24 protein-coding genes are annotated in these 23,785 nt (G+C 48.1%); 13 read left to right on the forward strand and 11 right to left on the reverse strand.

Annotated elements, in window-relative coordinates; all coding sequences use genetic code 11:
* Positions 1–9 precede the first annotated feature (9 nt).
* A complete protein-coding gene (locus BLW68_RS10315) occupies positions 10–3,132 on the forward strand; it encodes an efflux RND transporter permease subunit (RefSeq protein WP_092792995.1) in 3,123 nt (1,040 codons plus the stop codon).
* 65 nt (positions 3,133–3,197) lie between these two features.
* On the opposite strand, the gene BLW68_RS21385 is transcribed toward BLW68_RS10315, so the two are convergent.
* The 9 genes from BLW68_RS21385 to BLW68_RS21640 all read right to left on the reverse strand — a co-directional run bounded on the left by BLW68_RS21385 (position 3,198) and on the right by BLW68_RS21640 (position 10,612).
* The gene (locus BLW68_RS21385; RefSeq protein ID WP_324292075.1) at positions 3,198–3,488 is read right to left on the reverse strand and encodes a DUF3703 domain-containing protein; all 291 of its coding nucleotides are present in this window, start codon (positions 3,486–3,488) and stop codon (positions 3,198–3,200) included.
* A 386-nt stretch (positions 3,489–3,874) separates the two neighbouring features.
* On the reverse strand, positions 3,875–4,540 hold the full coding sequence (locus BLW68_RS10325) for a CopD family protein (RefSeq protein WP_177172207.1): 666 nt from the start codon (positions 4,538–4,540) through the stop codon (positions 3,875–3,877).
* A 241-nt stretch (positions 4,541–4,781) separates the two neighbouring features.
* Positions 4,782–5,576, reverse strand: coding sequence for a copper resistance protein CopC (locus BLW68_RS10330; RefSeq protein WP_052748954.1), 795 nt, complete (start codon positions 5,574–5,576; stop codon positions 4,782–4,784).
* Between the two features lie 12 nt (positions 5,577–5,588).
* Positions 5,589–5,945: a copper-binding protein gene (locus tag BLW68_RS10335; RefSeq protein ID WP_092792999.1), complete on the reverse strand. Its 357-nt coding sequence runs from the start codon at positions 5,943–5,945 to the stop codon at positions 5,589–5,591.
* Between the two features lie 16 nt (positions 5,946–5,961).
* Complete coding sequence (locus tag BLW68_RS10340) at positions 5,962–7,377, reverse strand: multicopper oxidase family protein (protein WP_092793002.1); 1,416 nt, start codon at positions 7,375–7,377, stop codon at positions 5,962–5,964.
* 9 nt (positions 7,378–7,386) lie between these two features.
* Positions 7,387–8,757, reverse strand: coding sequence for a TolC family protein (locus BLW68_RS10345; protein ID WP_177172208.1), 1,371 nt, complete (start codon positions 8,755–8,757; stop codon positions 7,387–7,389).
* Between the two features lie 56 nt (positions 8,758–8,813).
* Positions 8,814–9,128: a hypothetical protein gene (locus BLW68_RS10350; protein ID WP_143039944.1), complete on the reverse strand. Its 315-nt coding sequence runs from the start codon at positions 9,126–9,128 to the stop codon at positions 8,814–8,816.
* Between the two features lie 108 nt (positions 9,129–9,236).
* Entirely contained in the window at positions 9,237–9,641 is a 405-nt protein-coding gene (locus BLW68_RS20940; protein WP_143039945.1) for a hypothetical protein, read from the reverse strand.
* Between the two features lie 602 nt (positions 9,642–10,243).
* Positions 10,244–10,612: a four-helix bundle copper-binding protein gene (locus tag BLW68_RS21640; RefSeq protein WP_324292073.1), complete on the reverse strand. Its 369-nt coding sequence runs from the start codon at positions 10,610–10,612 to the stop codon at positions 10,244–10,246.
* 504 nt (positions 10,613–11,116) lie between these two features.
* On the opposite strand from BLW68_RS21640, the gene BLW68_RS10365 reads away from it, so the two are divergent.
* The gene (locus BLW68_RS10365) at positions 11,117–11,839 is read left to right on the forward strand and encodes an AHH domain-containing protein (protein WP_046556406.1); all 723 of its coding nucleotides are present in this window, start codon (positions 11,117–11,119) and stop codon (positions 11,837–11,839) included.
* Positions 11,836–12,393 carry a hypothetical protein gene (locus tag BLW68_RS10370; protein ID WP_052748956.1) on the forward strand — a complete coding sequence of 186 codons (558 nt, stop codon included), beginning with the start codon at positions 11,836–11,838 and terminating at the stop codon, positions 12,391–12,393. Before BLW68_RS10365 ends, BLW68_RS10370 begins: the two co-directional genes overlap by 4 nt.
* 51 nt (positions 12,394–12,444) lie before the next feature.
* On the opposite strand, the gene BLW68_RS10375 is transcribed toward BLW68_RS10370, so the two are convergent.
* On the reverse strand, positions 12,445–13,620 hold the full coding sequence (locus BLW68_RS10375; protein ID WP_046556407.1) for a DNA-binding protein: 1,176 nt from the start codon (positions 13,618–13,620) through the stop codon (positions 12,445–12,447).
* A 267-nt stretch (positions 13,621–13,887) separates the two neighbouring features.
* On the opposite strand from BLW68_RS10375, the gene BLW68_RS10380 reads away from it, so the two are divergent.
* The 8 genes from BLW68_RS10380 to BLW68_RS10415 all read left to right on the forward strand — a co-directional run bounded on the left by BLW68_RS10380 (position 13,888) and on the right by BLW68_RS10415 (position 21,852).
* A complete protein-coding gene (locus BLW68_RS10380; protein ID WP_046556408.1) occupies positions 13,888–14,163 on the forward strand; it encodes a type II toxin-antitoxin system TacA family antitoxin in 276 nt (91 codons plus the stop codon).
* Complete coding sequence (locus BLW68_RS10385) at positions 14,164–14,682, forward strand: GNAT family protein (protein WP_092793010.1); 519 nt, start codon at positions 14,164–14,166, stop codon at positions 14,680–14,682.
* 15 nt (positions 14,683–14,697) lie between these two features.
* Positions 14,698–15,948 (forward strand): site-specific integrase, encoded by a 1,251-nt coding sequence (locus tag BLW68_RS10390; protein ID WP_092793012.1) that lies wholly within the window; start codon positions 14,698–14,700, stop codon positions 15,946–15,948.
* A gap of 9 nt (positions 15,949–15,957) precedes the next feature.
* Positions 15,958–16,503: a hypothetical protein gene (locus tag BLW68_RS10395; RefSeq protein WP_046556411.1), complete on the forward strand. Its 546-nt coding sequence runs from the start codon at positions 15,958–15,960 to the stop codon at positions 16,501–16,503.
* A 61-nt stretch (positions 16,504–16,564) separates the two neighbouring features.
* Positions 16,565–17,245 (forward strand): hypothetical protein, encoded by a 681-nt coding sequence (locus BLW68_RS10400; RefSeq protein ID WP_218141349.1) that lies wholly within the window; start codon positions 16,565–16,567, stop codon positions 17,243–17,245.
* 141 nt (positions 17,246–17,386) lie between these two features.
* Entirely contained in the window at positions 17,387–20,362 is a 2,976-nt protein-coding gene (locus BLW68_RS10405) for a Tn3 family transposase (RefSeq protein WP_092793015.1), read from the forward strand.
* Positions 20,363–20,384: 22 nt separating this feature from the next.
* On the forward strand, positions 20,385–21,473 hold the full coding sequence (locus BLW68_RS21395; RefSeq protein ID WP_233079389.1) for a hypothetical protein: 1,089 nt from the start codon (positions 20,385–20,387) through the stop codon (positions 21,471–21,473).
* Between the two features lie 121 nt (positions 21,474–21,594).
* Entirely contained in the window at positions 21,595–21,852 is a 258-nt protein-coding gene (locus tag BLW68_RS10415) for a hypothetical protein (RefSeq protein WP_046556414.1), read from the forward strand.
* Between the two features lie 81 nt (positions 21,853–21,933).
* Here the strand turns inward: BLW68_RS10415 and cadR are convergent, their stop codons facing one another.
* Positions 21,934–22,341, reverse strand: coding sequence for a Cd(II)/Pb(II)-responsive transcriptional regulator (cadR, locus tag BLW68_RS10420; protein WP_004364961.1), 408 nt, complete (start codon positions 22,339–22,341; stop codon positions 21,934–21,936).
* Between the two features lie 95 nt (positions 22,342–22,436).
* On the opposite strand from cadR, the gene BLW68_RS10425 reads away from it, so the two are divergent.
* Both BLW68_RS10425 and lspA read left to right on the forward strand, forming a co-directional pair.
* A complete protein-coding gene (locus BLW68_RS10425) occupies positions 22,437–23,333 on the forward strand; it encodes a cation efflux transmembrane domain-containing protein (RefSeq protein ID WP_092793017.1) in 897 nt (298 codons plus the stop codon).
* Positions 23,334–23,336: 3 nt separating this feature from the next.
* On the forward strand, positions 23,337–23,785 hold a 449-nt coding region (gene lspA / locus BLW68_RS10430; protein WP_092793020.1), incomplete at its 3' end, for a signal peptidase II.

The following is a 23,785-nucleotide window of genomic DNA, read 5'->3' on the forward strand; positions in this document are numbered from 1 at the left end:
GGGGGCACTATGATTGAATCCATGTTGCGCCTGGCTATTGCGAGGCGGTATCTATTTTTAATGCTGACATTGTTGATTATTGCCATTGGTAGCTGGAGCTACCAACAGTTACCGATTGATGCAGTGCCGGATATTACTAACGTTCAGGTACAAATAAACACGGCGGCACCGGGTTATTCGCCACTTGAAGCAGAGCAGCGTATTACCTATCCGGTAGAAACTGCCCTGTATGGCTTACCCAATTTAAGTTATACCCGCTCATTGTCACGCTATGGCTTGTCACAGGTAACGGTGGTGTTTGAAGAAGGCACGGACATCTACTTTGCCCGCAATTTAATCAACACCCGGTTAAGCGCTATCAAGGATATGTTGCCTGAGGGCATAGAGCCTGAAATGGGCCCTATTTCAACCGGTCTTGGTGAAATCTTTATGTATACGGTGCAGGCCAAGCCGGGCGCGCTGCAACAAAATGGTTCACCTTACGATGCCATGGCACTGCGGGAAATCCAGGACTGGATAATAAAACCTCAGCTGGCACAGGTTAAAGGTGTGGTGGAGGTAAACAGTATTGGTGGCTACAACAAGCAATACCATGTGTTACCCGACCCACTGAAACTGCTTAATTATGGCCTGAGTATTAAGGATGTTGAACTGGCCCTGCAAGCCAACAATGACAACAGAGGCGCTGGTTATATTGAACGTGAAGGCATGCAACTGCTGGTACGCTCGCCCGGTCAGTTAACCTCACTGGATGACATTGCCAATGTCATTATTACGCAATACGGCACAATACCGGTAAAGCTGAGTGACGTTGCCGACGTTGCCATTGGCAAAGAGCTGCGAACCGGTGCGGCAACTCAGGATGGCAAAGAAGCGGTGCTGGGTACAGCCATGATGTTAATTGGTGAAAACTCACGCACAGTGGCACGGGATGTGGCGCAAAAGCTGGAGCAGATCAAAAGCTCTCTGCCAGAGGGTGTTATTGCTGAAGCAGTATATGACCGCACCACCTTAGTGGATAAAGCCATTGCAACCGTCAGTAAAAACCTGCTGGAAGGCGCATTATTGGTGATCGTAGTGTTGTTTATCCTGCTGGGTAACCTGCGGGCGGCGTTAATCACTGCGGCGGTGATCCCGCTATCAATGCTGATGACCATTACCGGCATGGTACAAGCCGGCGTTTCTGCCAACCTGATGAGCCTGGGTGCGCTGGATTTTGGCTTAATTGTTGATGGCACGGTGATTATTGTCGAGAATGCGGTTCGCCGCCTGGCGCAGGCACAGCACAACGGCCGTATCCAACCGCTAAAAGAGCGCTTAAATACGGTGTATCTGGCAACTGCAGAGGTTATCCGGCCCAGTTTGTTCGGTGTGGCCATTATTACTATCGTGTATATTCCTATTTTTTCGCTGACCGGTGTCGAAGGTAAAATGTTTCATCCTATGGCAGCGACTGTGGTGATGGCCCTGTTATCCGCTATGGTGTTGTCGCTGACCATTGTGCCTGCCGCTGTGGCGGTGTTCTTAAATGGTAAAATCAGTGAAAAAGAAAGTGCGGTCATAAGAGGCGCTAAAACCCTGTACGCACCGCTATTAGCGCTGGCACTCAAATTTCGCTGGCTGGTGATTGGTTTGGCCAGTGCTCTGGTTGGTGTGTGTCTGTGGTTGGCGACCACGTTGGGGGCAGAGTTTGTGCCTCAGCTTGATGAGGGCGATATCGCTTTACATGCCATGCGTATTCCGGGCACCGGCTTAGAACAAGCCGTTGCAATGCAGGAAATTCTGGAGCAGAAGATCAAAACCTTTGCTGAGGTTGATAAAGTGTTTGCCAGAATTGGTACAGCAGAAGTGGCGACCGATCCTATGCCACCCAATGTAGCTGACAACTTTGTGATATTAAAACCGCGCAGTGAATGGCCCAATCCGGATAAAACCAAAGCCCAATTGGTCACTGAAATGGAAGCTGCTTTGGCGACATTGCCTGGCAATAACTATGAATTTACCCAACCTATTCAGATGCGTTTTAATGAACTGATTTCCGGTGTACGGGCAGATCTGGGTATTAAGGTATTTGGTGATGATTTAGATCAGCTGGTTACAAGCGCTAATCAAATTCTGCAAGCGGTCAACAAGGTGCAAGGTGCTGCGGATACTAAAGTGGAACAAGTCACTGGTTTGCCAACCTTGTCGGTGATCCCCAACCGAACCGCGCTTGCCCGTTATGGCTTGAATGTGGTTGAACTACAGGACTGGGTATCGGCGGCAATTGGTGGTACGTCGGCCGGTATTCTGTATGAAGGCGACAGACGCTTTGAGCTGATTGTGCGCTTGCCGGAAACCCTGCGTCGCGATCTGGACAAACTGGCGGTGTTGCCGGTGCCATTACCAAATGGGGACTTTGTACCGTTACAGGAAGTGGCTACCTTAGATGTGTCGCCTGCGCCGGCGCAAATTAGTCGTGAAAATGGCAAACGCCGGGTAGTGGTAACCGCGAATGTGCGCGGGCGAGACCTTGGTAGTTTTGTAGAAGAGGTAAAGGCCCAAATCAACCGTGACGTTACATTACCAGCCGGTTACTGGCTGGACTATGGTGGTACTTTTGAGCAGCTGGAGTCCGCCAGTCAGCGCCTTAGCATCGTGGTGCCTGTTACGTTGCTGCTGATTTTAGGTATTCTGGTGATGGCTTTTGCGTCATTTAAAGATGCGTTGATTATCTTCAGCGGTGTGCCGTTGGCGCTCACCGGTGGTGTGTTGGCCTTGTATTTGAGGGGTATGCCTTTATCAATCTCTGCTGGCATTGGCTTTATCGCCTTATCAGGCGTAGCGGTGTTGAACGGTCTGGTGATGCTGAGCTTTATTCGCGATCTCTGGCGTGAGAAAGGTGACTTGCTGTTAGCGATAACGGAAGGCGCGCTTACCCGGTTGCGCCCTGTGCTAATGACCGCTTTGGTCGCGAGCCTCGGTTTTGTGCCGATGGCGATTAATATTGGCACCGGTGCTGAAGTGCAGCGCCCGCTGGCGACAGTGGTGATTGGCGGTATTATTTCGTCAACCTTGCTGACATTGTTGGTATTGCCCGTGTTATATCATTGGGTGCACAAAAACGATAACCGCAAACAGCAAACGGAATAATCATTAACCTGCTTCGCTGCAGCATTGGGCTGCAGCGAAGAACGTTTTGGCAATAGTATGGGTGTTTATGCTAATACGATTAAAACGATAACCGCGTAAATAGTCAGGCGGATTAAGACGTCCCGCCAAATGGGGCTGTCAGCTAGCAAGGGTTGCAAGTCAGCTGGCAAGGGCACTGGCTTTAAAGCAGAGATATTCGCGCCTCCAGGATTTCCCCTTGGAACCCAACCAAATATAAAACCCGGAACCGTTGCTATCAAACGGACGATCTGACCAATAACCTCGCGATTATCATTGCGTTTGAGCCCAATCCGCAACATCTGCCAGTGCGTCGCTATATGGCCTAGTGACCACATAGCTTCGAAAACGGACAACTTTTGATAAACCGTTTACCAGAGCGCTGCCGGCACTCTCGAAATTGAACACGTAACTGGTTAACTCTCTGTCATTGCTTGCTGCTGTGCCTTGCAAATATATGGCCAGACGAGATCCTTAATTTTTTTCACAGAAAGTATATTATCCAGCTTATTTATATAGGTAGTTACTGCTAACCCAATCCAAAATCAGACTTTAAGATACAAGCCGCACTTACCCGAAGATTGTTTCAAAAGGATTTTGGAACGCGTTTAATCGGTTATTCTTGATATAATATCTTCCAACTGGAGAAGATATGACCTTAAAAAAGCTGGGCAATTTAGTTTAAATAATTGTGGTTTATGAGCAATAAAAATTGTCCACATTCTTATCCCACTTCCAAACCTACTACCACCGTTGCCCAGGCTGTGATACCCAGTACCAACATGCCGGTAAATATTTCAATACCAATAACCGCTCTGAGGCGTTTTACTGCGTTCGGCTTGGCCAATTGCGGTACCAGTAATAGTTTATTCGAGGCACCGAGCCCAAGCAGCAACGTAACCAGGGTTAACTTTATTAGCAACGTTTGACCGTAGGCTGTTTGCCACAACAGACGTAAATCTCCCAGCAACATTTGCAGCATAACAACACCCATAACCAATAATACACCAACAAAAACCATCGCCAGCTTACCAAAATTATCCATAACGCTTGCTAGCGTTTTGGTTTCAGCTATTCGGGTTAGCTGCCACAGGGGCAACAATGAACCCATCCACAGCGATATCGTCAACAGATGTAACAACAGTGCCAGCTTGCCATACCAGGGGGTGCTAACCATATGCCCGGTAAAGGTAAATGACACCAAAATAGCAGCAACACTAAGTAGCAGTAACGGAGTATAAAATTGGCTCCGCCAGTAAATTATGACTGCAAATAGACAACTGCCAAAACCGCCTAACGCTATACCCCAACTTAAACCCGGTTTACCCGACAGCAGCATGGCGTAGAGTTCCCAGTCGTAAAAACTAGCAAAGCCTTGACCACTAAACATCAATAACTGGCTTGAGAATGTAAGCAAGACGGCAGCAATACCTAACGCGGCGCAAACCGTAATATAACGCCGCAACCAGTGCGACCCGGTTTCATAAAGCCGCGTTAATCGCCAAATGAACAAGCCCCCCATCACACCAGCAGTGGCAACGTAAGTTAACACTCTGGCTAGCCAGCTTATAAGATTAGTGATCTCCACACTCTACCCTTAAGGAGGGCTTTACCCTCCTGTGTTCAATAACTTAATTCGACCAATGAATATGAGTGATCCGCCAGCTACCGTTACGATGCTGCAAGGTAATAGTTTCCATGCCGGTATGAGCTATAGTCTTTCCTTTAAACTGGCCGCTGACTTTTGATCGTGCCAGCGACAAGGCGCTGTCACCCTGCACCTGCACATGATGCTCCAGCGGTTCAATTGACATTTCTTTTAAAAACGCCATATCTGCCGCCATATGATGGCTCTGATATTCGGCTCTTGAGCGCTCAACGCCACCCCCTTCAAAAATGACCACATCACTGGCCAGTAACCGTGCTACCGCGTCGGTATCACCGGCTTTTAGTGCAGCATGGAAATCCTGTACCACTTTAGCCGCGGGGTGCTCCAACCCGCTAAACTGAACGACCGCTGGTTCATCGGGTTGAGTTGTTGCCCCGGAAGCGGAATTGGGGTCGACAACAAAACTAAAGTCTTCCTCTATTTTATGACCGTCATCTCCCATGCCCATCCATGTGACCTTATAAGTTGACGCTGCCAACGTAGCTTTAAGGGGTATTACAAAACGGGGTTGAGCCGTAACTGAACGTTTAAACTCCAGTGCAATATTTTTACCTGCAGCGTCAGTTAACGAAACACTCATCAAGCGCAGTGGTGCACCAAACTCCAGGCTGAGCTGGCTTAGGTCAGCAACTGTCTGTCCATTCGCCGGAGCAGATGATTTCAGGCTGGTATGTGCCCAGCCTGTTGTGGGCATAACTAAAGCCAATAGTGCAGCAAAAAATATCATGCTGCTGTTGGCGAAACTAATATTTCTCATTATTTAATATCCTTAGTGTCCGCTGTGCTGCATTTTTTCAATAGTAGTTATAACCAACGCAGTACCTTTTTTCTCCACTTTAAAGCGCACGCTGTCGCCTTCAGCCAAGCCTTCCAACATTGTTTTATCTTCAATCTGAAAAACCATGGTCATAGGGGGCATGCCGAGGTTTTTAATGGTCTGATGTTTTAGAGTGATTTTGCCGTATTCAATATCCAGTTTACGAATAGTGGCTGTCGTCATCTCATCAGATGCAGCTTCTTCGCTTTTATGCTGATGAGAATGAGTTTCCTGCGCCGCCGCAGATTGCATTGCTAATGCTGCTAATGCTGCTAATACTATTACCATACTAATTTTTGTTAATTTCATAATTCACCTGTCGTTGCTATTTATGCCCGTTATGGGTTTGAGGTTTACGCACTTTTACTTCCAGCTCTTTCGCCTGGGGTTGCTCCAGCGGCATTAGCTGGCCACCATGCTCTTTAGAGCGCTTGGGCTTAGCAATATCGCCGGTCCATTCCCGGGCAACAGTCCCCTCGGGATGTTTAAACCAACCCGGGTCTGAATAATCGTTTGGCGCCTGATCTTCCCGCACTTTAAGTACACTGAACATACCGCCCATTTCTACCGAGCCAAAAGGGCCGTCACCGGTCATCATCGGTAAAGTGTTGTCAGGTAACGGCATGGTCATTTCCGCCATGTCGGCCATGCCGCGTTCGCCCATTACCATATAGTCAGGCACTAAAGTCTGGATTTTTTTGGTTATACCGCGATGGTCAACGCCTATCATGGTTGGTACATCGTGGCCCATCGCGTTCATCGTATGATGTGACTTATGACAGTGAAACGCCCAATCACCCACTTCATCAGCAATAAATTCAATTTGACGCATTTGGCCAACCGCAATATCGGTGGTGACTTCCGGCCAACGGCTACCCGGTGGCGTTGGCCCGCCATCAGTACCAGTTACCGTAAACTCATGGCCATGTAGGTGAATAGGATGGTTAGTCATGGTCAGGTTACCCACGCGAATGCGCACTTTGTCGTTTTTACGCACCACCAATGGGTCAATACCCGGAAAGGCGCGGCTGTTAAAGGTCCACAGGTTAAAATCCAACATAGTCATGATTTTTGGCGTATAGGCGCCGGGTTCTATATCGTAAGCATTGAGCAGAAACACAAAGTCACGGTCCACTTCTTCAATATGTGGATGCGCATCTTTTGGATGAGTTACCCAGAATCCCATCATACCCATGGCCATCTGTACCATTTCATCAGCATGAGGGTGATACATAAAGGTGCCGGGGCGCCGGGCAATAAACTCATAAACATAGGTTTTACCCACCGGAATAGTGGGTTGATTTAATCCCGCCACGCCGTCCATGCCATTCGGTAAACGCTGGCCATGCCAATGAATGGAGGTATGCTCAGGCAGCTTATTGGTGACAAAAATCCTCACTCTATCACCTTCAACCACTTCAATGGTCGGCCCTGGTGATTGACCGTTGTAACCCCATAAATGCGCTTTCATCCCAGGCGCAATTTCCCTGACTACAGGTTCAGCCACCAGATGAAACTCTTTAACACCATTGTTCATCCGCCAGGGCAATGTCCAGCCATTAAGCGTAACTACAGGGTTATAAGGCCGGCCAGACGCCGGTAACAAGGGCGCCATCGTATCGGCAGAGTGCTGGCTGACCACTTCAGGGATCCCTGCCAATGCAGCTCGACTGACAGCAGCAACACCCACGCCTGCCGTAAGAGCTCCGATGCTTTTTAATAATTCACGACGAGAAAACATAATGACTCCTTAATGGCTGGCGTCAGCCGCAGTGCTAACAGATTGCTGTTCGGTACTCTCTTGTTTGGTGACAGATACACCAATCATGACCATATCTAATTGCGACTTTGCCAACCAATAATCCCGGGTGGCATTGACATAACCAGTAACCGCGTTAATTTGATTGCGTGCATCAGCAATTAGCTCAAACACGCTGATAAACATACCGTTGTAACGCAGCTGATTTTCCTCCGCGATTTGCTGCTGAATGGGCAACATGGCATTCTTGTAATGCCGCGCCAACTCATGGCTTGAGGCGTAGTTGTGATAGCTTGTTGTTAATTCTGAACGTGCCGACACGCCAGTAGCAAAAGCTTCGTTAAAGGCTTGTTTATATTGATACTCTGCTTTTTTTACCCGATAGGTTCCCCAATCGAACAGAGGCAACTCCAGCACGGCTTTATAGCTTCTTTCAGAGCTATCCTGCAAATTGCCACCTACCTCTAATTCAAACGCATTGATAAACCGGGTTGCTTTGGTCAGGCCCGCACTTTGCGCAACAAGCTCCAGCTTTAATTTTGCGAGTCTGATATCCAACCGTTGGTCTAATCCTCCCTGGATTACACTGCGCCATTCGGTCAGCTCTGCTGGAATTTCAGGTAAACGATCGGGTAGGATCAAACGCTCTGACTCCTGCCACAACCCTAACTGTTGTTGTAGCGTTGCCTTGCTGTTGTAAGCTAACTGTCGTGCTTTGACTAAATTCAAGGTCGCTTCAGTCAGTAAACCTTGTTCACGCAAGTAATCTAATTTACTGAAATTGCCAGCTTGCAGCATCCGTTTTGCCAGTTCAGCCCCGGCTTCCGTAGTGGTATACACCTGCTCGAGATAACGCAGTACCTCTTGTGCGGCCACGGCATTCCAATAGGCGTGGCGGGTATCCGCAATTATACCGGCAATACGCTGCGCGCTTAGTAAACGTGCCTGTTCAAATCGGTTCGTTTCTAACTGGCGCACTTTAGGTAGTGTTAGCAGCGACAGGATATTAAAACCAAACTCTAATTCGGTTGAATAATTTCCATCAGACACATTGCGGGTAAGCATAATGGCAGGGTTGGGTAGTTGTGACGCTTGTTGCAGTTGTGAAGCCGATACCCCCAGGGCAAATAATTCCGCCTGCAACGATTTGTTATTAAGTACGGCGATTTCCACCGCAGTATCTAATGTTAAAGGGTGCAGTAGTAACCCTTGTACCCGCTGTTGTATTTGTTGCTGTTGCTCGTCATTTTCAATGCGTTGCAACGGCGTTGGGTTAATAGCAGCAATTTCAGCCTGCACCGTATTTATCGGGTCGCCTGGATTAACCGCACACGCTGTTAAACTGGCTAATATGGCTGTCACGACAGCCAGCTTCACTAAGGATGTATTAGCGAGCTTTCTTGAAGGCATTGACATAATCAGTGGCCCTCGTGATGGTTAGTTTTTGGCTCAGGCTGCTTATGATGCTCGTGGTCCATCGCCCCCTCAGAGGCATAAAACATCCAGCCACCAATTTCGTGGACACGTTGATTAACTTCTGCCCAATTACTGACAACCGGGACCTTCATTTGCTGCGGTGCAACCGGCATATAAGGTGATACTGTCTGCATGTCATCATTTTGCAGTGGCGCCGGTATTGTTGGCTCGTTTGCTATCACATTATTCGTAGCAAAAATGCTGAATAGCCAAAGCCCAGCGACCGCCAACCCTTTGGTGGCAATGCTCTTATACATATAAATATCCTCAATAAATTTAACTACATGATGCATAGGTGAAAAATGTCAGCGAACCAACATGCTTGCCAAGCATTACATCGGTAATTCCAGGTCGAACTAAGAGGGTTACACGGTCTTTGGTGGGCGTTCTTGTGGTAAAACAATACCGGTAGTATGAAAATAGGTGTTTTGCAGTACTTTGTCATGGCAAGGTACTTCAGCTGCTGCGGATACCCCTGGTAACGACACGCAATGGATTGAGCAGCAATGGTCACAGGCTTCGCAAAGCTCGGCACTGGTTACATATATATTACCGACGGTGTTATCTACGGACATGTTTGGCGATGTGTTGTTAGCATCTGGTGAAGAGTGGTGATGATTGGCAAATGACTCCTGAACAGTCATTGCATCTGACGTTATTGCGCTTTGGTGATGTTGCTGGCTTTGGCAATGAACCATAGCATACAGGCCAGTTCCCTTAAGGAGAAACAGCAAGCAAAGTACTATGATAAATAAATTACCTGAGCGCATACGTAATCCAGAATTGTAGTTAACATATGATAAGTCAGTTTGCATAAAAGTTCAAACACCGGATTAAGTCAAGTGGATCAACAGTCAACCATCAGAAGTAAATTAACATTACAGATCCATAGCTTGTTGTCTATTTAGTGCTATCGAACATCTGTCTCAGTAAGAGTGGAAGAGAAATAATTAGGGCAGCGTCGACAAGTGCTTAACGCCAAGGTGAAAACTGCAGTACATTTAAGCAGGTCAATCATTAACCAGCTTGGCCGCGCGACTAGCTCATTGGCACATTAGCTTTTTTGCCATGAATTTAATTGGCACGGCGGCAGAGCAAGCGGGATGGTTAAGCTTCTAAGTTATAACAATCAAGCTCCGCCGACTAATCAGCAACTGTTACATCGCGGCAAGGTTAATTCACCAGAGCGAACTCCGGATAACCTTAAAAAATAGGTTATCCGGTACTCTTACTTCAAGCTGAAAACCGCAGTGTATCTTTTATGCTGGGACAAAACTTGCGGGAACCTCTCAGACTGTGAAGCCTTTTCTTTATAACAGATACGTTTTAGATACATCACTATAGCCACGACATGGTAAGGCTAGTCAACAGCTTACGCGGCCATTGTTCGGCAAGCCTCTGCGCAATCACGACAAGCTTGAGCGCACTCCTGGCAGTGGTTTGCTTCGTGTTTACCGCATTCCTCGCCACAGGCATCACAAAGCTCCGCACATAATCTACAAATATCGCTGGCGTATTCGCTGCCTCGAGCCATTGCGGCTGCGGCAAACCGACATAACGCGGCACAATCAATATCCAGACGTATGCAGCGCTCCATTTGTGCTACGTTACTCTCTTTGAGACAAGCTGTCGAACAGTGGTCACAGGCGTCAGCGCAACGGTTGCAGGCTTCGATACAACTACGGTATTTTTCATGAGACATGAGTTTTCTCCTTAAAATAGTCAAAACATAACTTTTCATCAATTCACGGGGATTCTCAGTAGCTCCTTAATAACGCTTTGCGTAAATATATCGGCACCCAATGCCCGTGAATTCCTACAACAAACTCTCGTTTTCTTGTAGAACGAAATTTAAGCAAGTAGCATACCGCTCTGCCTTTACCCGTATAAAGCGACGGTTAAAAAGAGCGAGCTCGCCGAAAGATCAGTTTTATACTCCAGAGAACGGTTTTAATGCTGGCAGAAATTACCTGCATATGTAAGATTTTCATTGTGGATCTTATAAGTTCATACGTAAACGTGGAACCGATTAGACTGAAAGTCATCGGTTATTACATCGCCCATCACCAATCGTCCATTAATTGAAAATTTGCCAGCCGGCAGCACTGGAAAGTGCCTATTATCCATGATCTGCCGAAATAAGTGAAATATACGTAAAGAATAAATTTACAAATGATTGATATGGCAGCCGTCTAAAATTAGAATACCGATAATCGTTGAAATATATGAGGGAGTGAACTTCAGGATGAAACCGACCACCACACACTATTTCCGGGCTTTGCCTATGCCGCAGCGCCCTTTGAACCCAAGCCCCCTTGAAATGGTTATTTATAATTATGAGCTTAAGGCTCGGGCATTTCACATTGAACGAAATAAAGTCACTCCCGCTAATGAATGTGAAAAGGCAAAGAAAGCCCGGATTGCCAAATGTGAAAGAGACCAGCAGCACCTGCGTATAGAACGCAGAAAAATTGGCGCTCAGGTCAAACTGCATGAACATTTACAGGCATATAGAGACGCATGTGCAACGATGTCTCAGGAAGAATTGGCCAGAGAAAAGCATCACCCCACAAAGACATTGAGAAAAAACCTGTTTGCTGCCGGTGAGCCCAAACCCAGCCCGATCCATGAAGCCCACCATATCATTCCAGGCAAAGGACGATACTTGCAGTATCAAATGATGATTTGTCGTCTCAATCTGCACTCGTATGGCATTGGCATTCATGATCCGCTAAACGGTATGTGGTTGAGAAATTATGAAAAAAACAAACCTGATGATTGGGCTACGCCTGAAGCCTCTGGCCACAGATCACTGCATTGCACTGAGTATGAGCGCTGGATATCACGGAAATTTATGAATGATAACGTACCTGATCATGTTTTTGTCGGCTGGCTAAAAGACGTAAAACGGCAATTAAGGTATGGTGTTTTTTCGGTGGATGAGACGACGCCCGGAGGTGATTCATGATATTCCGAATTGAAGCGCCTAAAAACACGCACGAGGTTATCGATTATGATGTGCTGAGCATGGCTGAAATGCTTGGCGATAAAGACTTCAAGTTGGTGAGACGGCTTTCAAACGCCAACGTGAGCATTGCGGACAGATGGGTGAAGCCCAGTTGTGGCTTCAATAAAAAATACAAGAGTAAAAATGAACCCAGCGATGTTTCGCTTTGGGGGAGTTTCTTGCTGTTGAGTCCCTTGGCTTATGAGTCGTTATCCTCAGAGTTATCGTCGCACGGTGAGTTTTTACCTATTGACTTGAATGGTAAAGATTGGTGGTTATTTAACTGTTTAGCGCTTGGCGCAGAGTCTTTGGCTGAGTGTATTTCTCATGAAACTGAGTTAGAGAAATTGGTTTTTGATGAGAGTAAGCTGGCTGACAAGTTCATTTTTAAATCTGCACTGGAAGGATGTAAAACGCTTTTTTGTGATGACCGTCTGAAGATAGCGATGACTCAGCTGCCTGTGTGTGGGGTAAATTTTAATACCAATTTGGTTGAACAGTTTTTAGTGTTGTGATGCATTATTTACAGCTGGCCATTATCGGCCAGTTGCAATGATAATGTCAGATTATGCCAGTCTCAGGATCCGGTCTGGTAAAGTATAAGTTTCGCCGTCAAAACTCACTGAGTATTTCACAGAGCCGTCCCTCTTTTTTACGCAACGCTCAACCTGGCCAATGCGGTCATATAAGGCATGTTCAGCATCGATCACAATGACGTCTTCACCCTTGGCATATCGGGGCGGCGTCGAAATGGCGTTGACGGTGGAGAATGTCTGCCAGAGTTGCTGCTGGGTAATGAGCGAAGCGGATAAGGCTGCTTTTTCCTGCAGCCAGGTTTGCTCTTTTTCTTGCAAACTGGCAACTTTAGCCGCCGCTTCCGCATACTGTTGCTGCAAGTCTTCGTGTTGCTTTTGCAATCTGTTTAGCTCGGTATCTTTACGATAGAGTTTTTGCTCCGTTTGTTGTTGGCTGTTCTGGATCCCCAATAATTGTTGCTCAATCTTACTGACAGACTGTGTGGCGTGTTGCAACTCCGCCGACTGTTGCTGTGTTTGAGCTTTTAAGGTTGTACATTCCTGTTGTTTAACGCTCAACGCTTGGTGGCTTAATCGTAACTCAGCCTGTAGTTGTTGTACCTGATGATCATGCCGGTGCTGCTCTTGTTCCCGTTGCGTTTTCACAGACTCACGATAATGCTCAAGCGCCTGACGGGCATGAGTATGCTTCTCTTCCAGCGACTGAATATGCTTGTCTTTATCCTGGATTGTGCCGCTTAGATGGCGATTTTCCGCAGTAATAGAAGATAACTGCAACGCATCCTGATGACGGGCATGTTTCAGTTCTTCTATCTGCGCTAAGGCTTCGCGGTGTTGGTGTTCCAATTTATCCCGATGTTCACTGATGGCCATCAATTCCTGTCGTAGCACGTCAAGTTGTCGTTGGCGCTCTGCGACGACGAGGTTATGCCGCTCTTCCGTAGTCTGAATGCGCTGCATGGCCTCTTCCTGGAGGCGCTGTGCTAAATGCCCCACGAACTGGCCTAATTCGTCACTTAGCGCTGAAAGGTTGTCAAGACGTCCTTTCTCATCGACTTCAAGCTCTCGCAAGTACTTCAAAATCGTGGTATTCGACCCGGTGCCTAACTCCGACCGGACCAGTTCGACAGATGGGTGGCGTCCTTGCGCAATGAGCTCGTTCCGAACCTGCTGAACCTGATGCTTGGTGATCCCGTCTCTGGCCATGGTTTACCCTTAATCGTAATATTACGTAATGTGTAATTACATAATATTACGATATCCGCAAATTGCAAATAACCAGCTTAATCTAACTCCTGATAATAGGGCATTATCAGGGGTAATGGCAGATCAGAGCTCCAAATAGCCTTTCGGCCATACATAATGGCGTGCGGTACCGGGCAAAACACAGCCGGCATTATCACGCTTTTTCTTGCGGCAATATGCCGTACAGGTCTATACTGTGCAGGTCTTTTTTTGTACAGAGGGGATATCATGGCAACAGTACTTCGAGAGCGGATCGAAATGCGGGTGGATGCAGAAACCAAGCAATTGGCAGAACGCGCTGCAGCTGCTTCAGGCTGCGCATCCCTGACGGAGTTTATGGTTCGTCTTATTCGTGACAATGCCCCACAGATCCTGCAGGCTCAGGCAGCCATTGAATTGACGTCAGCCCAGTTTGATCAGTTTATGCAGGTATGTGAAGCGCCACCCACGCCGCATGCTCGCTTAAAGGCGGCGGCAGCCCGACTTGACCATGAGGGGTTTTAATTGGCCTTGGCAGCGGAATTTGTGCTGCTGGATGCAGCCCTGCATGATTTAAAAGGGTTTGATTGTGGCAAAGCAAGTCTTAATGACTACCTGAGCCGGTACGCAGTGCGCAATAGCGGTTTGGGTTTGAGCCGGACCTGGGTACTGACCGAACAGGCCGAACACGGTAAACTACCGATCGCTGCCTATTATACTCTGGCCAGTAGTACGGTGGCACGGGAAGAGCTGCCTGCGCAGAATAAATCACTGCCGGCGTATCCGGTGCCGGTCGTGCTGCTGGCTCGACTGGGCGTGTCTTTTCACTATCAGGGGCAGCAACTAGGAGCTAAAACACTGGTGCAGGCACTGAGGACAGCTCTTGAACTGGCCGATCGGGGCTTACCGGCCCTGGGCGTAGTCTTGGATGTGTTGGATGATGCGGCCCTACGATTTTATCAGCACATGGGCATGTTTATGCCGCTGACCGACCAACCGCAACGATTGTTTGTGCCGATGGGCACTATTCGACAACTGTCTTAGTACGGAGGTGGCCTGGTGAGTAAAGTTGATCGTTATTTACAGGCTGCCACACGCGAACATACCCGGCGTAGTTATCAATCGGCGGTCGAACATTTTGAAGTTGCCTGGGGGGGCGTGTTGCCGACCACCGCCACGGAGTTGGCCCGCTACCTGGCGCATTACGCCGATACACTGGCTATCACGACCTTAAAGCAGCGGCTGGCCGCGCTATCCAGTTGGCATCAGGCCCAAGGCTTTGCCGACCCCACCAAAGCTCCGTTGGTTCGTCAGGTCTTAAAAGGGATCCGAGAACTGCATCCGGATAAAGCCAAACAAGCTAAACCGTTACAACTCAATGTGCTTGAGCAGATAATTGGCTATCTGGATCAGCAAGCACTGCAGGCCCAGCAGACGGAAAACTATGCCAAGCACTTGAGAGCCGTTCGTGATAAAGCCTTGGTGCTGATGGGATTCTGGCGTGCCTTTCGCAGTGACGAGCTCAGTCGTCTTCACATCGAACATCTGGAGTTCGTGCCAGGTGAAGGGATGATCGCCTATCTGCCGCGAAGTAAGACTGACCGGACCAATCAAGGCCAGGCTTTTCGATTACCTGAGTTGCAGCGGCTATGCCCGGTCGACGCCTGCCGGCAGTATTTGGTGTTACTGCAACAAGCGGCCGGCCCTTTGTTTCGCGCAGTCAATCGCTGGGGCATGGTCTCTGAGTCGTCCCTACGCGCCGATAGCATCATTCCGTTACTTCGACACCTTTTGCAACAAGCTCAGGTGGACGACGCGGCACTGTATAGCAGCCATTCGCTGCGCCGGGGCTTTGCAAACTGGGCTAACCAACAAGGGTGGTCCCTGAAGCAACTCATGGAACACGTCGGATGGCGCGATGTAAAGTCTGCGATGCGCTATCTGGAATCAAACGATCCTTTCTCTCAACAGGCAATTGACCAAGCTTTGGCGCTACCCGCACCGAGCCAAGTGCAAAATCAGTTAAAGACACATGTCCTGGAATTACGGCTTCACCTTCAGCCTTACCATCAACGTGGACGAAGCTCGGCCGCTCGACAGCATATAGAACGGTACTGTCTGAAACCTTACGCCATGAGTAAAGGAAGCCAGCAAGAGAGTTATTTGTTGACGATGCAGGCGCGGGATCACGAGGAACTGGATGGCATAGTGGATGACCTGTTACTACAGCTCCATGATGCCGCCAGAGCGCATCAATGCATGGTCGAAATTACACTGAAAGAGCAAGCTACTGGGCAGCAATGGGATTAAGAGGTGAATATGGATTGGATGGACGTTGGTAAGGTTGGTCTTTCGAGCGCGGCTTTTGGCATATCCTGCTTAGCGCTCTGGATATCTCATCGAAATTGGCTGCGCAGTAATTGCCCAATAGTGGTCGCATGCATAGAAACAGCGACAGCTCAAGATGAAGCGTTCATTGCCTATAATCTGATTGTGGTGAACACCGGCAACCGGCCAGCGGTGAATGTGCGGCTTTACTGCGAGGACTCCGATCTTGAACAATGCATTCAGCCTGGGCCCCATGCAGGGAAAAAGCCGGGGTCCACATGGACTCATGTCAAAAAATGTTTTCAGGAGGACGCCGAGATCCCGGTGTTGCTGAACGGCAAGTCTGTGTCGAATTCATTTGGGTTTACTGGAGTGAATCAACAATCGTTTTGGAAATACAATTCCCGATTGAAAATCACACTGCGATATGCTGATTTGGATGGAACGAACTATCGCAAAGAGCTGATTTTACTGATTAAGGATTCTGTGGCTTTTGCTGGTGGAATGTGGTCCATGCCGGAAGAAACCAAGAAGTAAGCATGGTGCCAAGGACGATCCATTTTCAGAGGGTAATCGTTTCATAAGACTGAGGTAAAATATGACTGATCCTGAAACAACGCAGAAATCACAGGTACTCTGTAAGCATTGCTGTCACCCAATCCCTCATGGCGCACGAATTTGCTCGATATGCAGCTCTTACCAAAACTGCTTCAGTTTTATCCCATTTTCTAGCACGATACTTGCGCTTCTCACTGCACTTATCTCTGTTATTGGGATTGTGATCCCATCACTGTATGGCATTTTTCATACCCCTCAGTCTGAGGCTTCACTCACTATGCCTTCTATTGATGGGACGACCCTTCGTGTGACTGCTGTAAACACGGGAGACGCGCCTGCATCACTGATCCGAGCATGGGTCAGCAGTGATTTATTAGCAGGTGCCACTAAAGTGAAACTGAGAAATGACGACGATGCCTTGCTGGTACCTGGGCATAAATTACTCGTCTTTGATATTATTCCGCTCTTAGATGAGCAAGGCTCTTATCAGCACTCGCTTGAAATGATGTCGTATATCACTCAAAACAAACCGGGGCCATCTACGAAGGTTCGTTTTCATGTGCTCCAGTCTGACGGTCGTTTTGCCATTCAAGAGTTTGCTCTAAGTGCAGACGACCTTTTCAAATTGTTCAGAGCCAATGCAGACAGATGTTCAGCAATAGACAAAGTTAACTTCGAAAACGGCTGTATTGGAGCAGGAGTATCAGCAGATGAACCATAATCCAACGTAGCCATCCATTTAAGTTTCATCTATTTAATTTCATTTAATGTACTGAAATAAACAAAGAAATCGCTATTGAAATTAATACGCTGGTATGTTGTTCTGGACACCAAAAGAGATGCACGATGTGAAGGATGATCAATGGCGACAGTTGCTCAAACCGCATACCCGACCTTACCGGCGAATTTTTCTCTCAAGCTCTTAAACAAACAGTATCAACCAACCAACTACGAACTGGAATGGCTCAGTACTATCAGAAAACCCATCCAACGACTGGGGTTTCTGGTGCAACTGAAAACGCTGCAACGGCTCGGGTATGTAGTGTCCCCCCTTGACTGCCCAGACACCTTAATCAAATACCTTGCAAAATTAACAGGCATCACTACGCTGCCTTCTGCGAAGGACTGGGCAGCCTATATTAAATCGACAGCCAGAACCAAACATCTTGCGCAGATACGCGAATTTGTCGGTGTCAAATTGCTGCAGGAAGCTGATTGGGCATGGTTGAAAACGGTGGCAAGGCGTGCCGCACTGGTTAAAGACGCCGTTAATGACATCCTCAACGTCTCGCTGGAGGAGCTGATCCACCACCGGTTTGAGCTGCCGGGGTTTACTCGTCTACTGCGCTTAGCCAGAACTGCCAGAAATGAGGTGAACACTGAATACTACCGGGCCATTTACGATGAGTTGCGACCGGAATCCAGAGCTGAGTTGGACCAACTCCTGATCAAAGATGTCAATGAAAGTTACAGCGCCTGGCAGCGGTTAAAGCGAGAACCCAAAAAGCCGAGCGCCAGAGAGATCCGTTCCTACATTCAGCATGTGACCTGGCTAAAATCGCTCAGTGAGCAAATGCCACAAATACGCCTCCCCGCGACCAAACTGAGTCAGTTCATGCTGGAGGCCCGTGCATTGGACGCCAAAGATATGCGGGAACTCAAGCCCCTAAAGCGTTATGCGTTAGCGGTGCTCCTTATCCGGGGTCAGCATGGGAAAGCACTGGATGATGTAGCAGACATCATGATCCGTATTCTGCGGGGACTGGAGAGTGTCGCAAAAAAGAATTACGACCAGCATATTTTGAACCGGCAAAAGGAAAGCGAAGCGCTCGTTCGTGGTTACTTTGACGCCATGGCGGCGTTTGGTAGCGAAGGCACCGCGGAAGAGCGAATTGACGCTATTCAGAAAACATTTTCACCGGACTTGACCACCCAAATGGCGAAGTGTCAGGAATATCTGGCGGCAGTAGCCCATGGTTTTTTACCATTTATGCTGCAGCCTTATCATCAGAAACGGTCCTTGCTGTTTTTGTGTCTGGAAGCCATGGAGCTTCGCAGTACCTCAACCGATCAGAGCACCATTTCACTCATTGCCAACCTACAGTCACTGCGGAACAGTCACAAAGAAATGCTGCCAGTATCGCAACTGCAATCGGATGAACTCGATCTGCTTACACTTCTGTCTCCGCAATGGCAAAACATTATCAGACGTGACGTGGCAGGAAATGCACTGTATCACCGCAAACTATATGAACTGGCGTGCTTTTCTATGATCCGGCGAGAACTTCAATCAGGGGATTTGCATGTGGTACACGCCAGGGAATATGACGATTACCGAGAGGATTTGGTCAGTTGGGAGGAGTACCAACAGGAAATTGATCGCTATGCGCAGGAAGTTGAACAGCCCGTTAATGACGCTGAGCGATTTGTCACCGAACTGCAGCAGGAGCTCAGTGAGTTGGCCACGACGGTGGATCTCACATTCCCTGGTAATAGCCATGCCCAATTTATCGATGGACGCCTTAGTTTAAAGAAAAGCAATACTGCACGACCTGTCGCAGCCGTCCAACGCTTAGACACCGCGATTGTCGATGGGATGGAGCCCTCGAGCATTGTCGATATTCTGACCGACTGCGAGCACTGGCTTGAACTGCACAAGTTGATACACACAGCTGCCGGCAACCAAGTGAAAATTGAATTTCCGGAGCAGCGTTTTTTAACCACACTGTTTTGCTACGGTTGTAATTTAGGGCCGGCTCAAACTTCCCGCTCGGTTAAAGGCTTTACACAGAAGCAAGTTGCCTGGCTTAACTTGCGCCATGTCACTGAAGAACGCTTAGAAAAAGCGTTGACCAAAGTCGTCAACGCATACAACCAGTTTGATTTACCGAAGTATTGGGGCTCTGGTAAACACGCCTCTGCAGATGGGACTAAATGGGAGCTGTATGAGCAGAATTTGATGTCAGAATTTCATATCCGATACGGTGGTTATGGCGGTATAGGTTATTATCACGTGTCGGACACCTACATTGCATTATTCAGCCATTTTATTCCTTGTGGTACCTATGAAGGGGTTCATATCCTGGACATCGTGCAGAAAAACGATTCAGACATTCAACCGGATACGCTGCATGGTGATACACAATCCCAGAGTTACACAGTGTTTGGATTGGCGCATTTATTGGGGATAAAACTGATGCCCCGGATCCGAAACATTCAGGATTTGAGTTTATACCGGCCAAGCAAAGACACGAAATACCAGCACATTGATGCCTTGTTCAAAGGCTCTATTGATTTCGATCTGATCCAGGCCAGGTTGCCAGATATGCTGCGGGTAGTTGTCTCCATCAAACTCGGCAGAATCACACCGTCGACACTGCTCAAACGCTTAGGGACGTTCAGCCGGAAGAACAAGTTGTACTTTGCGTTTCGGGAGCTGGGACGGTTGATTAGAACCATGTTTTTGCTCAATTACATTGATAACCACGAGCTTCGTCAGCTCATCCATGCTGAAACCAACAAATCGGAAGCCTTCAATAACTTCACCAAATGGTTATTTTTTGGCAACGATGGGATCATTGCTGAGAATATTAGGCACGAGCAGCAAAAAATAGTGAAATATAATCAACTTGTTGCCAATATGGTGATCCTGTATAACACGGAAAAGATGACAAAACTCCTCAAGAAACTGGCTGAAGCAGGTCATGAGGTTACGCCAGAAACGTTGGCCGGTTTGTCACCTTACCGGACATCTCATATTAATCGGTACGGGGATTATCACATCGATATTAACCGGAAAACCGAACCATTGGATTTTACTGTCAAAGTCATTGAGTAGACGTTTGGCGAAGGTGAAAATAGTGACAGAACTTCATGAACTTCATCGGCTTGCGTCTAAGCGGCTCCAAGACCATATTGAGAAACATCGTCAGACGCCGGATGTAACGCTTGCTAAACACATTCGGTATATACAAGAGCAAAAAGCCAACATGATTTCAGGAAAAAAACTGGTGTATCTCGACACACTTGCCTGGAAATGCCTGGCTGATTATAAACTCAAAAAACCAAAATTGACCGATGCCATGATCATGTTCGCAGAGACATTCTTCGCTAAAGCGCATTCGGGTCAGTATGTCTTTCCCATCGCCTTTCCGACCTTTGTAGAGTTAGATGCGCTGGTCATCCCTGAAACACGAGCGTTATTAAATGACCTTGTCGATGAGTTCTCAAGCGGGTTTTGTATTGTCCATCAACATGAACGGATCCGGGAAGAACTGGTGCAGCTCACCTCAGCTCAATGGAACGTGCACAAGGCCGCATCTGATTATTTATGCAGTCCACTGGAACTGATGGAATTGTCTTACCCCACGCTTCCTGCATTTGTCACTGCCAGTATCGACCAGAACACTTTTAACAAGGCGTGGTTTGATGCGATGACGGAATTGCCCATGTCCGCGCAGTTGAAAGTGGCAGCGACGGCACCTGACGAAAAATGGAATAATGAACTCGGACTTACATCGCTCAACGAAGCCAAAATCAAATATCAGGGCGACGTCGGCACCCTAAAACAGGCAATTTTTGTGGAGCTAAAAGGCTGTATTGAAGCCTGGGCAGACATTGAAGGACAGGCCATTGAACCAAAAATTGTGGCTGAAATGGCGTGTTACATTATGGCAATCTGGCAGTCGGATACATTTTATTTAGCCTTTCCAACACTGCGAGTGTTGAGTGCTTTGCATGGAAGTCTACGCACAGATCCAAACCGACGCTTTAAAAGCGGGGATTTAAATGATTTTTCCGTTGCAGCAGATGCGCTATCAATCTGTGATGTGTTTCTAACCGACAGGCGCTTAGCAAATCTAATAAGCTCAGAAGAGCTTGATTTGGGAAAGCTGCTTGGTTGCCAAGTTATTCATGGCTTCGAGGCAATGGCCAGCTATTTTAGCTAATCCGGTAAATTGGGCTGAAAAATAACGACCAAAGATTAAGTACATAAAATATGCTAAAACAGTATGTAAAGCTTAATAGTCATATATTTATGTGATAGCAATAATCAAAAAGGACAGAAAAATGGAAGATGAAGTATACGCCATAATAGCCCCTTGGGCAGGCATTCCAACATGGTACACCGGACACCAACTGGATCAGAATCGCTTTGCCAGTGTCATGGATGACTTGCACAGTCGTTTTGGTCCGGGACTTGATATCAAAGTTTTTGAGGCTGCGTTACGACGGCACGCGCTAGATACTCCTACAATGCTTGGCGCTCCGGATAACTGGGATCCCGTAATAAAAGAGTTTGTAACTATAGCAAGAAACCATGGGTAAGCGGATTAAATGGTTGATCTTACCTTTGCATGAGAGTGAGACAGACCGGCATCTCATCGGATTATCTGGTTGATGCTTCACCTACTGCTGGTGCATGTTTCCTTCGCTAATTCCAGCAAGAACCCCACACGCCTCAACTTCCCGGTCATCGTTGCAACTCGCTCTCAGTGAAACGAGTTGTTTCTCAAGCGCTTGCAGAGCGGTTATCTGCGACCGCACATGAGAGATGTGATCATCGAGCAAGGCGTTGACGGCGGTACAAGGCTGATGAGGGTCGTCCTGATAGCTCTGTAGTTCGTGAATCTCAGCCAGTGACAGGCCCAGGATTCTGCAGCGACGGATGAAGGCCAGCCCCTCACCATGCTTCTCGGTATAGACACGGTAACCGTTGTCCTGCCGATCAGGCGGCGGCAACAAGCCCTGCTGTTCATAGAAGCGGATCGTCTGTGTTTCGACCCCTACCAACTGCGCCAACTGACCAATGCGCATCAGCCTCCTCCCCAACGGATTCTTTACTCTATTGACCTTATAGTAGCTTTATAGTTTAAAATGGTACCACAACATTGTTCAAGTGGAGTCGTATCATGAGCAAATCCTGTGGTGGCGCCTGTGGCGGTGATGCAACGTCCGCAGCGGATACCGATATACAGGCCTCCTCCGAGGCGCCAGGGAGATGGGTCAGTGTTTATGCCGTGCCGAAGATGGACTGTCCATCAGAAGAGCGCATGATTCGCCTGGCCCTGAACGGCGTTGAGGGGATTCGGGCACTGTCCTTCGACTTGTCGAACCGCCGGCTGAAGGTCGTGCATGACGGCGAGGTCGAGCCCGTCACATCGAAACTGAAGACCTTGGGGCTAGGAGCCGCGCTTCAGGAAACCGTCGCTGCAAATCCGGAGACCATCAAGGCCGCCGAGTTTTCGGCAGCTTCTGCTGAGCAAGAATCCGGGACCCTGCGCTGGTTGCTCGGCATCAATGCACTTCTGTTCGTGGTGGAAATTACTGCCGGTCTGATGGCTCAGTCAACTGGCCTCATTGCAGAGTCCCTGGACAATTTTGCCGATGCGGCAGTGTACGGACTCGCTCTTTATGCGGTTGGGCATAGCGTGAAAAGGCAGGTCCGTGTTGCGCACGTTGCTGGTGTGGTCCAACTGGTTTTGGCTGTTGGCGTACTCGTAGAGGTCGTGAGGCGCTTTGTATTCGGTAGTGAGCCTGAATCGCTGGTGATGATGGCTATCGCATTCGTCGCATTGATTGCCAATACCGCCTGTCTGCTGATGGTATCCAAACATCGAGGGGGCGGAGCTCATATGAAGGCAAGCTGGATATTTTCGGCCAACGACGTGGTGATCAACCTGGGGGTCATCACCGCCGGCGCCCTGGTCGTGTGGACCGGTTCCAATTATCCGGATCTAATTATCGGCACCATCGCGGGGGTCATTGTACTTAACGGTGCCAGACGCATTCTGGCTTTGAAGGGTTAAATAATGCTCATTATTGGCAAAAAGCTCTCGCCGTACGCCCTGTTGTCCATATCGGGCCTGCTGGCAACGTCTGATCAAGCTGTAAAGTGGCTGGTGCAGCAATCAATGGCCTATGGCGAGTCTATTTCAGTGACCTCATTCTTTAACTGGGTACACCTATGGAACACCGGTGCCGCATTCAGTCTTTTTGCGAATGGTGGAGGCTGGCAGCGCTACTTTTTTATCGGAATCGCGGTAGCGGTCTCGATTTTTCTGATCAAGCTGATCCTTGAAAATCGTCATAAAGGAGAAGCCATCGCTTACAGTCTTATCCTCGGTGGCGCCATGGGCAACCTGATTGACCGGGTCTTTCGCGGCTATGTTGTGGATTCCTTTGATTTCTATTGGCGAGACTGGCATTGGCCGGCCTTCAACCTGGCTGATATTGCAATTGTCCTCGGTGCCTTACTTTT

The sequence above is a fragment of the Rheinheimera pacifica genome, from assembly GCF_900108485.1.
GTDB lineage: Bacteria > Pseudomonadota > Gammaproteobacteria > Enterobacterales > Alteromonadaceae > Alishewanella > Alishewanella pacifica.

Excerpts from the sequence above, each read along its gene's own strand:
- BLW68_RS10335 (WP_092792999.1), bottom strand. The coding sequence starts at position 5,945 with ATGAAATTAACAAAAATTAGTATGGTAATAGTATTAGCAGCATTAGCA.
- BLW68_RS10380 (WP_046556408.1), top strand. The coding sequence starts at position 13,888 with ATGGCAACAGTACTTCGAGAGCGGATCGAAATGCGGGTGGATGCAGAA.
- BLW68_RS10340 (WP_092793002.1), bottom strand. The coding sequence starts at position 7,377 with ATGTTTTCTCGTCGTGAATTATTAAAAAGCATCGGAGCTCTTACGGCA.
- BLW68_RS20940 (WP_143039945.1), bottom strand. The coding sequence starts at position 9,641 with ATGCGCTCAGGTAATTTATTTATCATAGTACTTTGCTTGCTGTTTCTC.
- cadR (WP_004364961.1), bottom strand. The coding sequence starts at position 22,341 with ATGCGCATTGGTCAGTTGGCGCAGTTGGTAGGGGTCGAAACACAGACG.
- BLW68_RS10415 (WP_046556414.1), top strand. The coding sequence starts at position 21,595 with ATGGAAGATGAAGTATACGCCATAATAGCCCCTTGGGCAGGCATTCCA.
- BLW68_RS10315 (WP_092792995.1), top strand. The coding sequence starts at position 10 with ATGATTGAATCCATGTTGCGCCTGGCTATTGCGAGGCGGTATCTATTT.
- BLW68_RS21385 (WP_324292075.1), bottom strand. The coding sequence starts at position 3,488 with ATGTGGTCACTAGGCCATATAGCGACGCACTGGCAGATGTTGCGGATT.
- BLW68_RS10400 (WP_218141349.1), top strand. The coding sequence starts at position 16,565 with ATGACTGATCCTGAAACAACGCAGAAATCACAGGTACTCTGTAAGCAT.
- BLW68_RS10365 (WP_046556406.1), top strand. The coding sequence starts at position 11,117 with ATGAAACCGACCACCACACACTATTTCCGGGCTTTGCCTATGCCGCAG.
- BLW68_RS10375 (WP_046556407.1), bottom strand. The coding sequence starts at position 13,620 with ATGGCCAGAGACGGGATCACCAAGCATCAGGTTCAGCAGGTTCGGAAC.
- BLW68_RS10330 (WP_052748954.1), bottom strand. The coding sequence starts at position 5,576 with ATGAGAAATATTAGTTTCGCCAACAGCAGCATGATATTTTTTGCTGCA.
- BLW68_RS10395 (WP_046556411.1), top strand. The coding sequence starts at position 15,958 with ATGGATTGGATGGACGTTGGTAAGGTTGGTCTTTCGAGCGCGGCTTTT.
- BLW68_RS10425 (WP_092793017.1), top strand. The coding sequence starts at position 22,437 with ATGAGCAAATCCTGTGGTGGCGCCTGTGGCGGTGATGCAACGTCCGCA.
- BLW68_RS10370 (WP_052748956.1), top strand. The coding sequence starts at position 11,836 with ATGATATTCCGAATTGAAGCGCCTAAAAACACGCACGAGGTTATCGAT.
- BLW68_RS10350 (WP_143039944.1), bottom strand. The coding sequence starts at position 9,128 with ATGTATAAGAGCATTGCCACCAAAGGGTTGGCGGTCGCTGGGCTTTGG.
- BLW68_RS21640 (WP_324292073.1), bottom strand. The coding sequence starts at position 10,612 with ATGAAAAGTTATGTTTTGACTATTTTAAGGAGAAAACTCATGTCTCAT.
- BLW68_RS10325 (WP_177172207.1), bottom strand. The coding sequence starts at position 4,540 with ATGTTTAGTGGTCAAGGCTTTGCTAGTTTTTACGACTGGGAACTCTAC.
- BLW68_RS10405 (WP_092793015.1), top strand. The coding sequence starts at position 17,387 with ATGGCGACAGTTGCTCAAACCGCATACCCGACCTTACCGGCGAATTTT.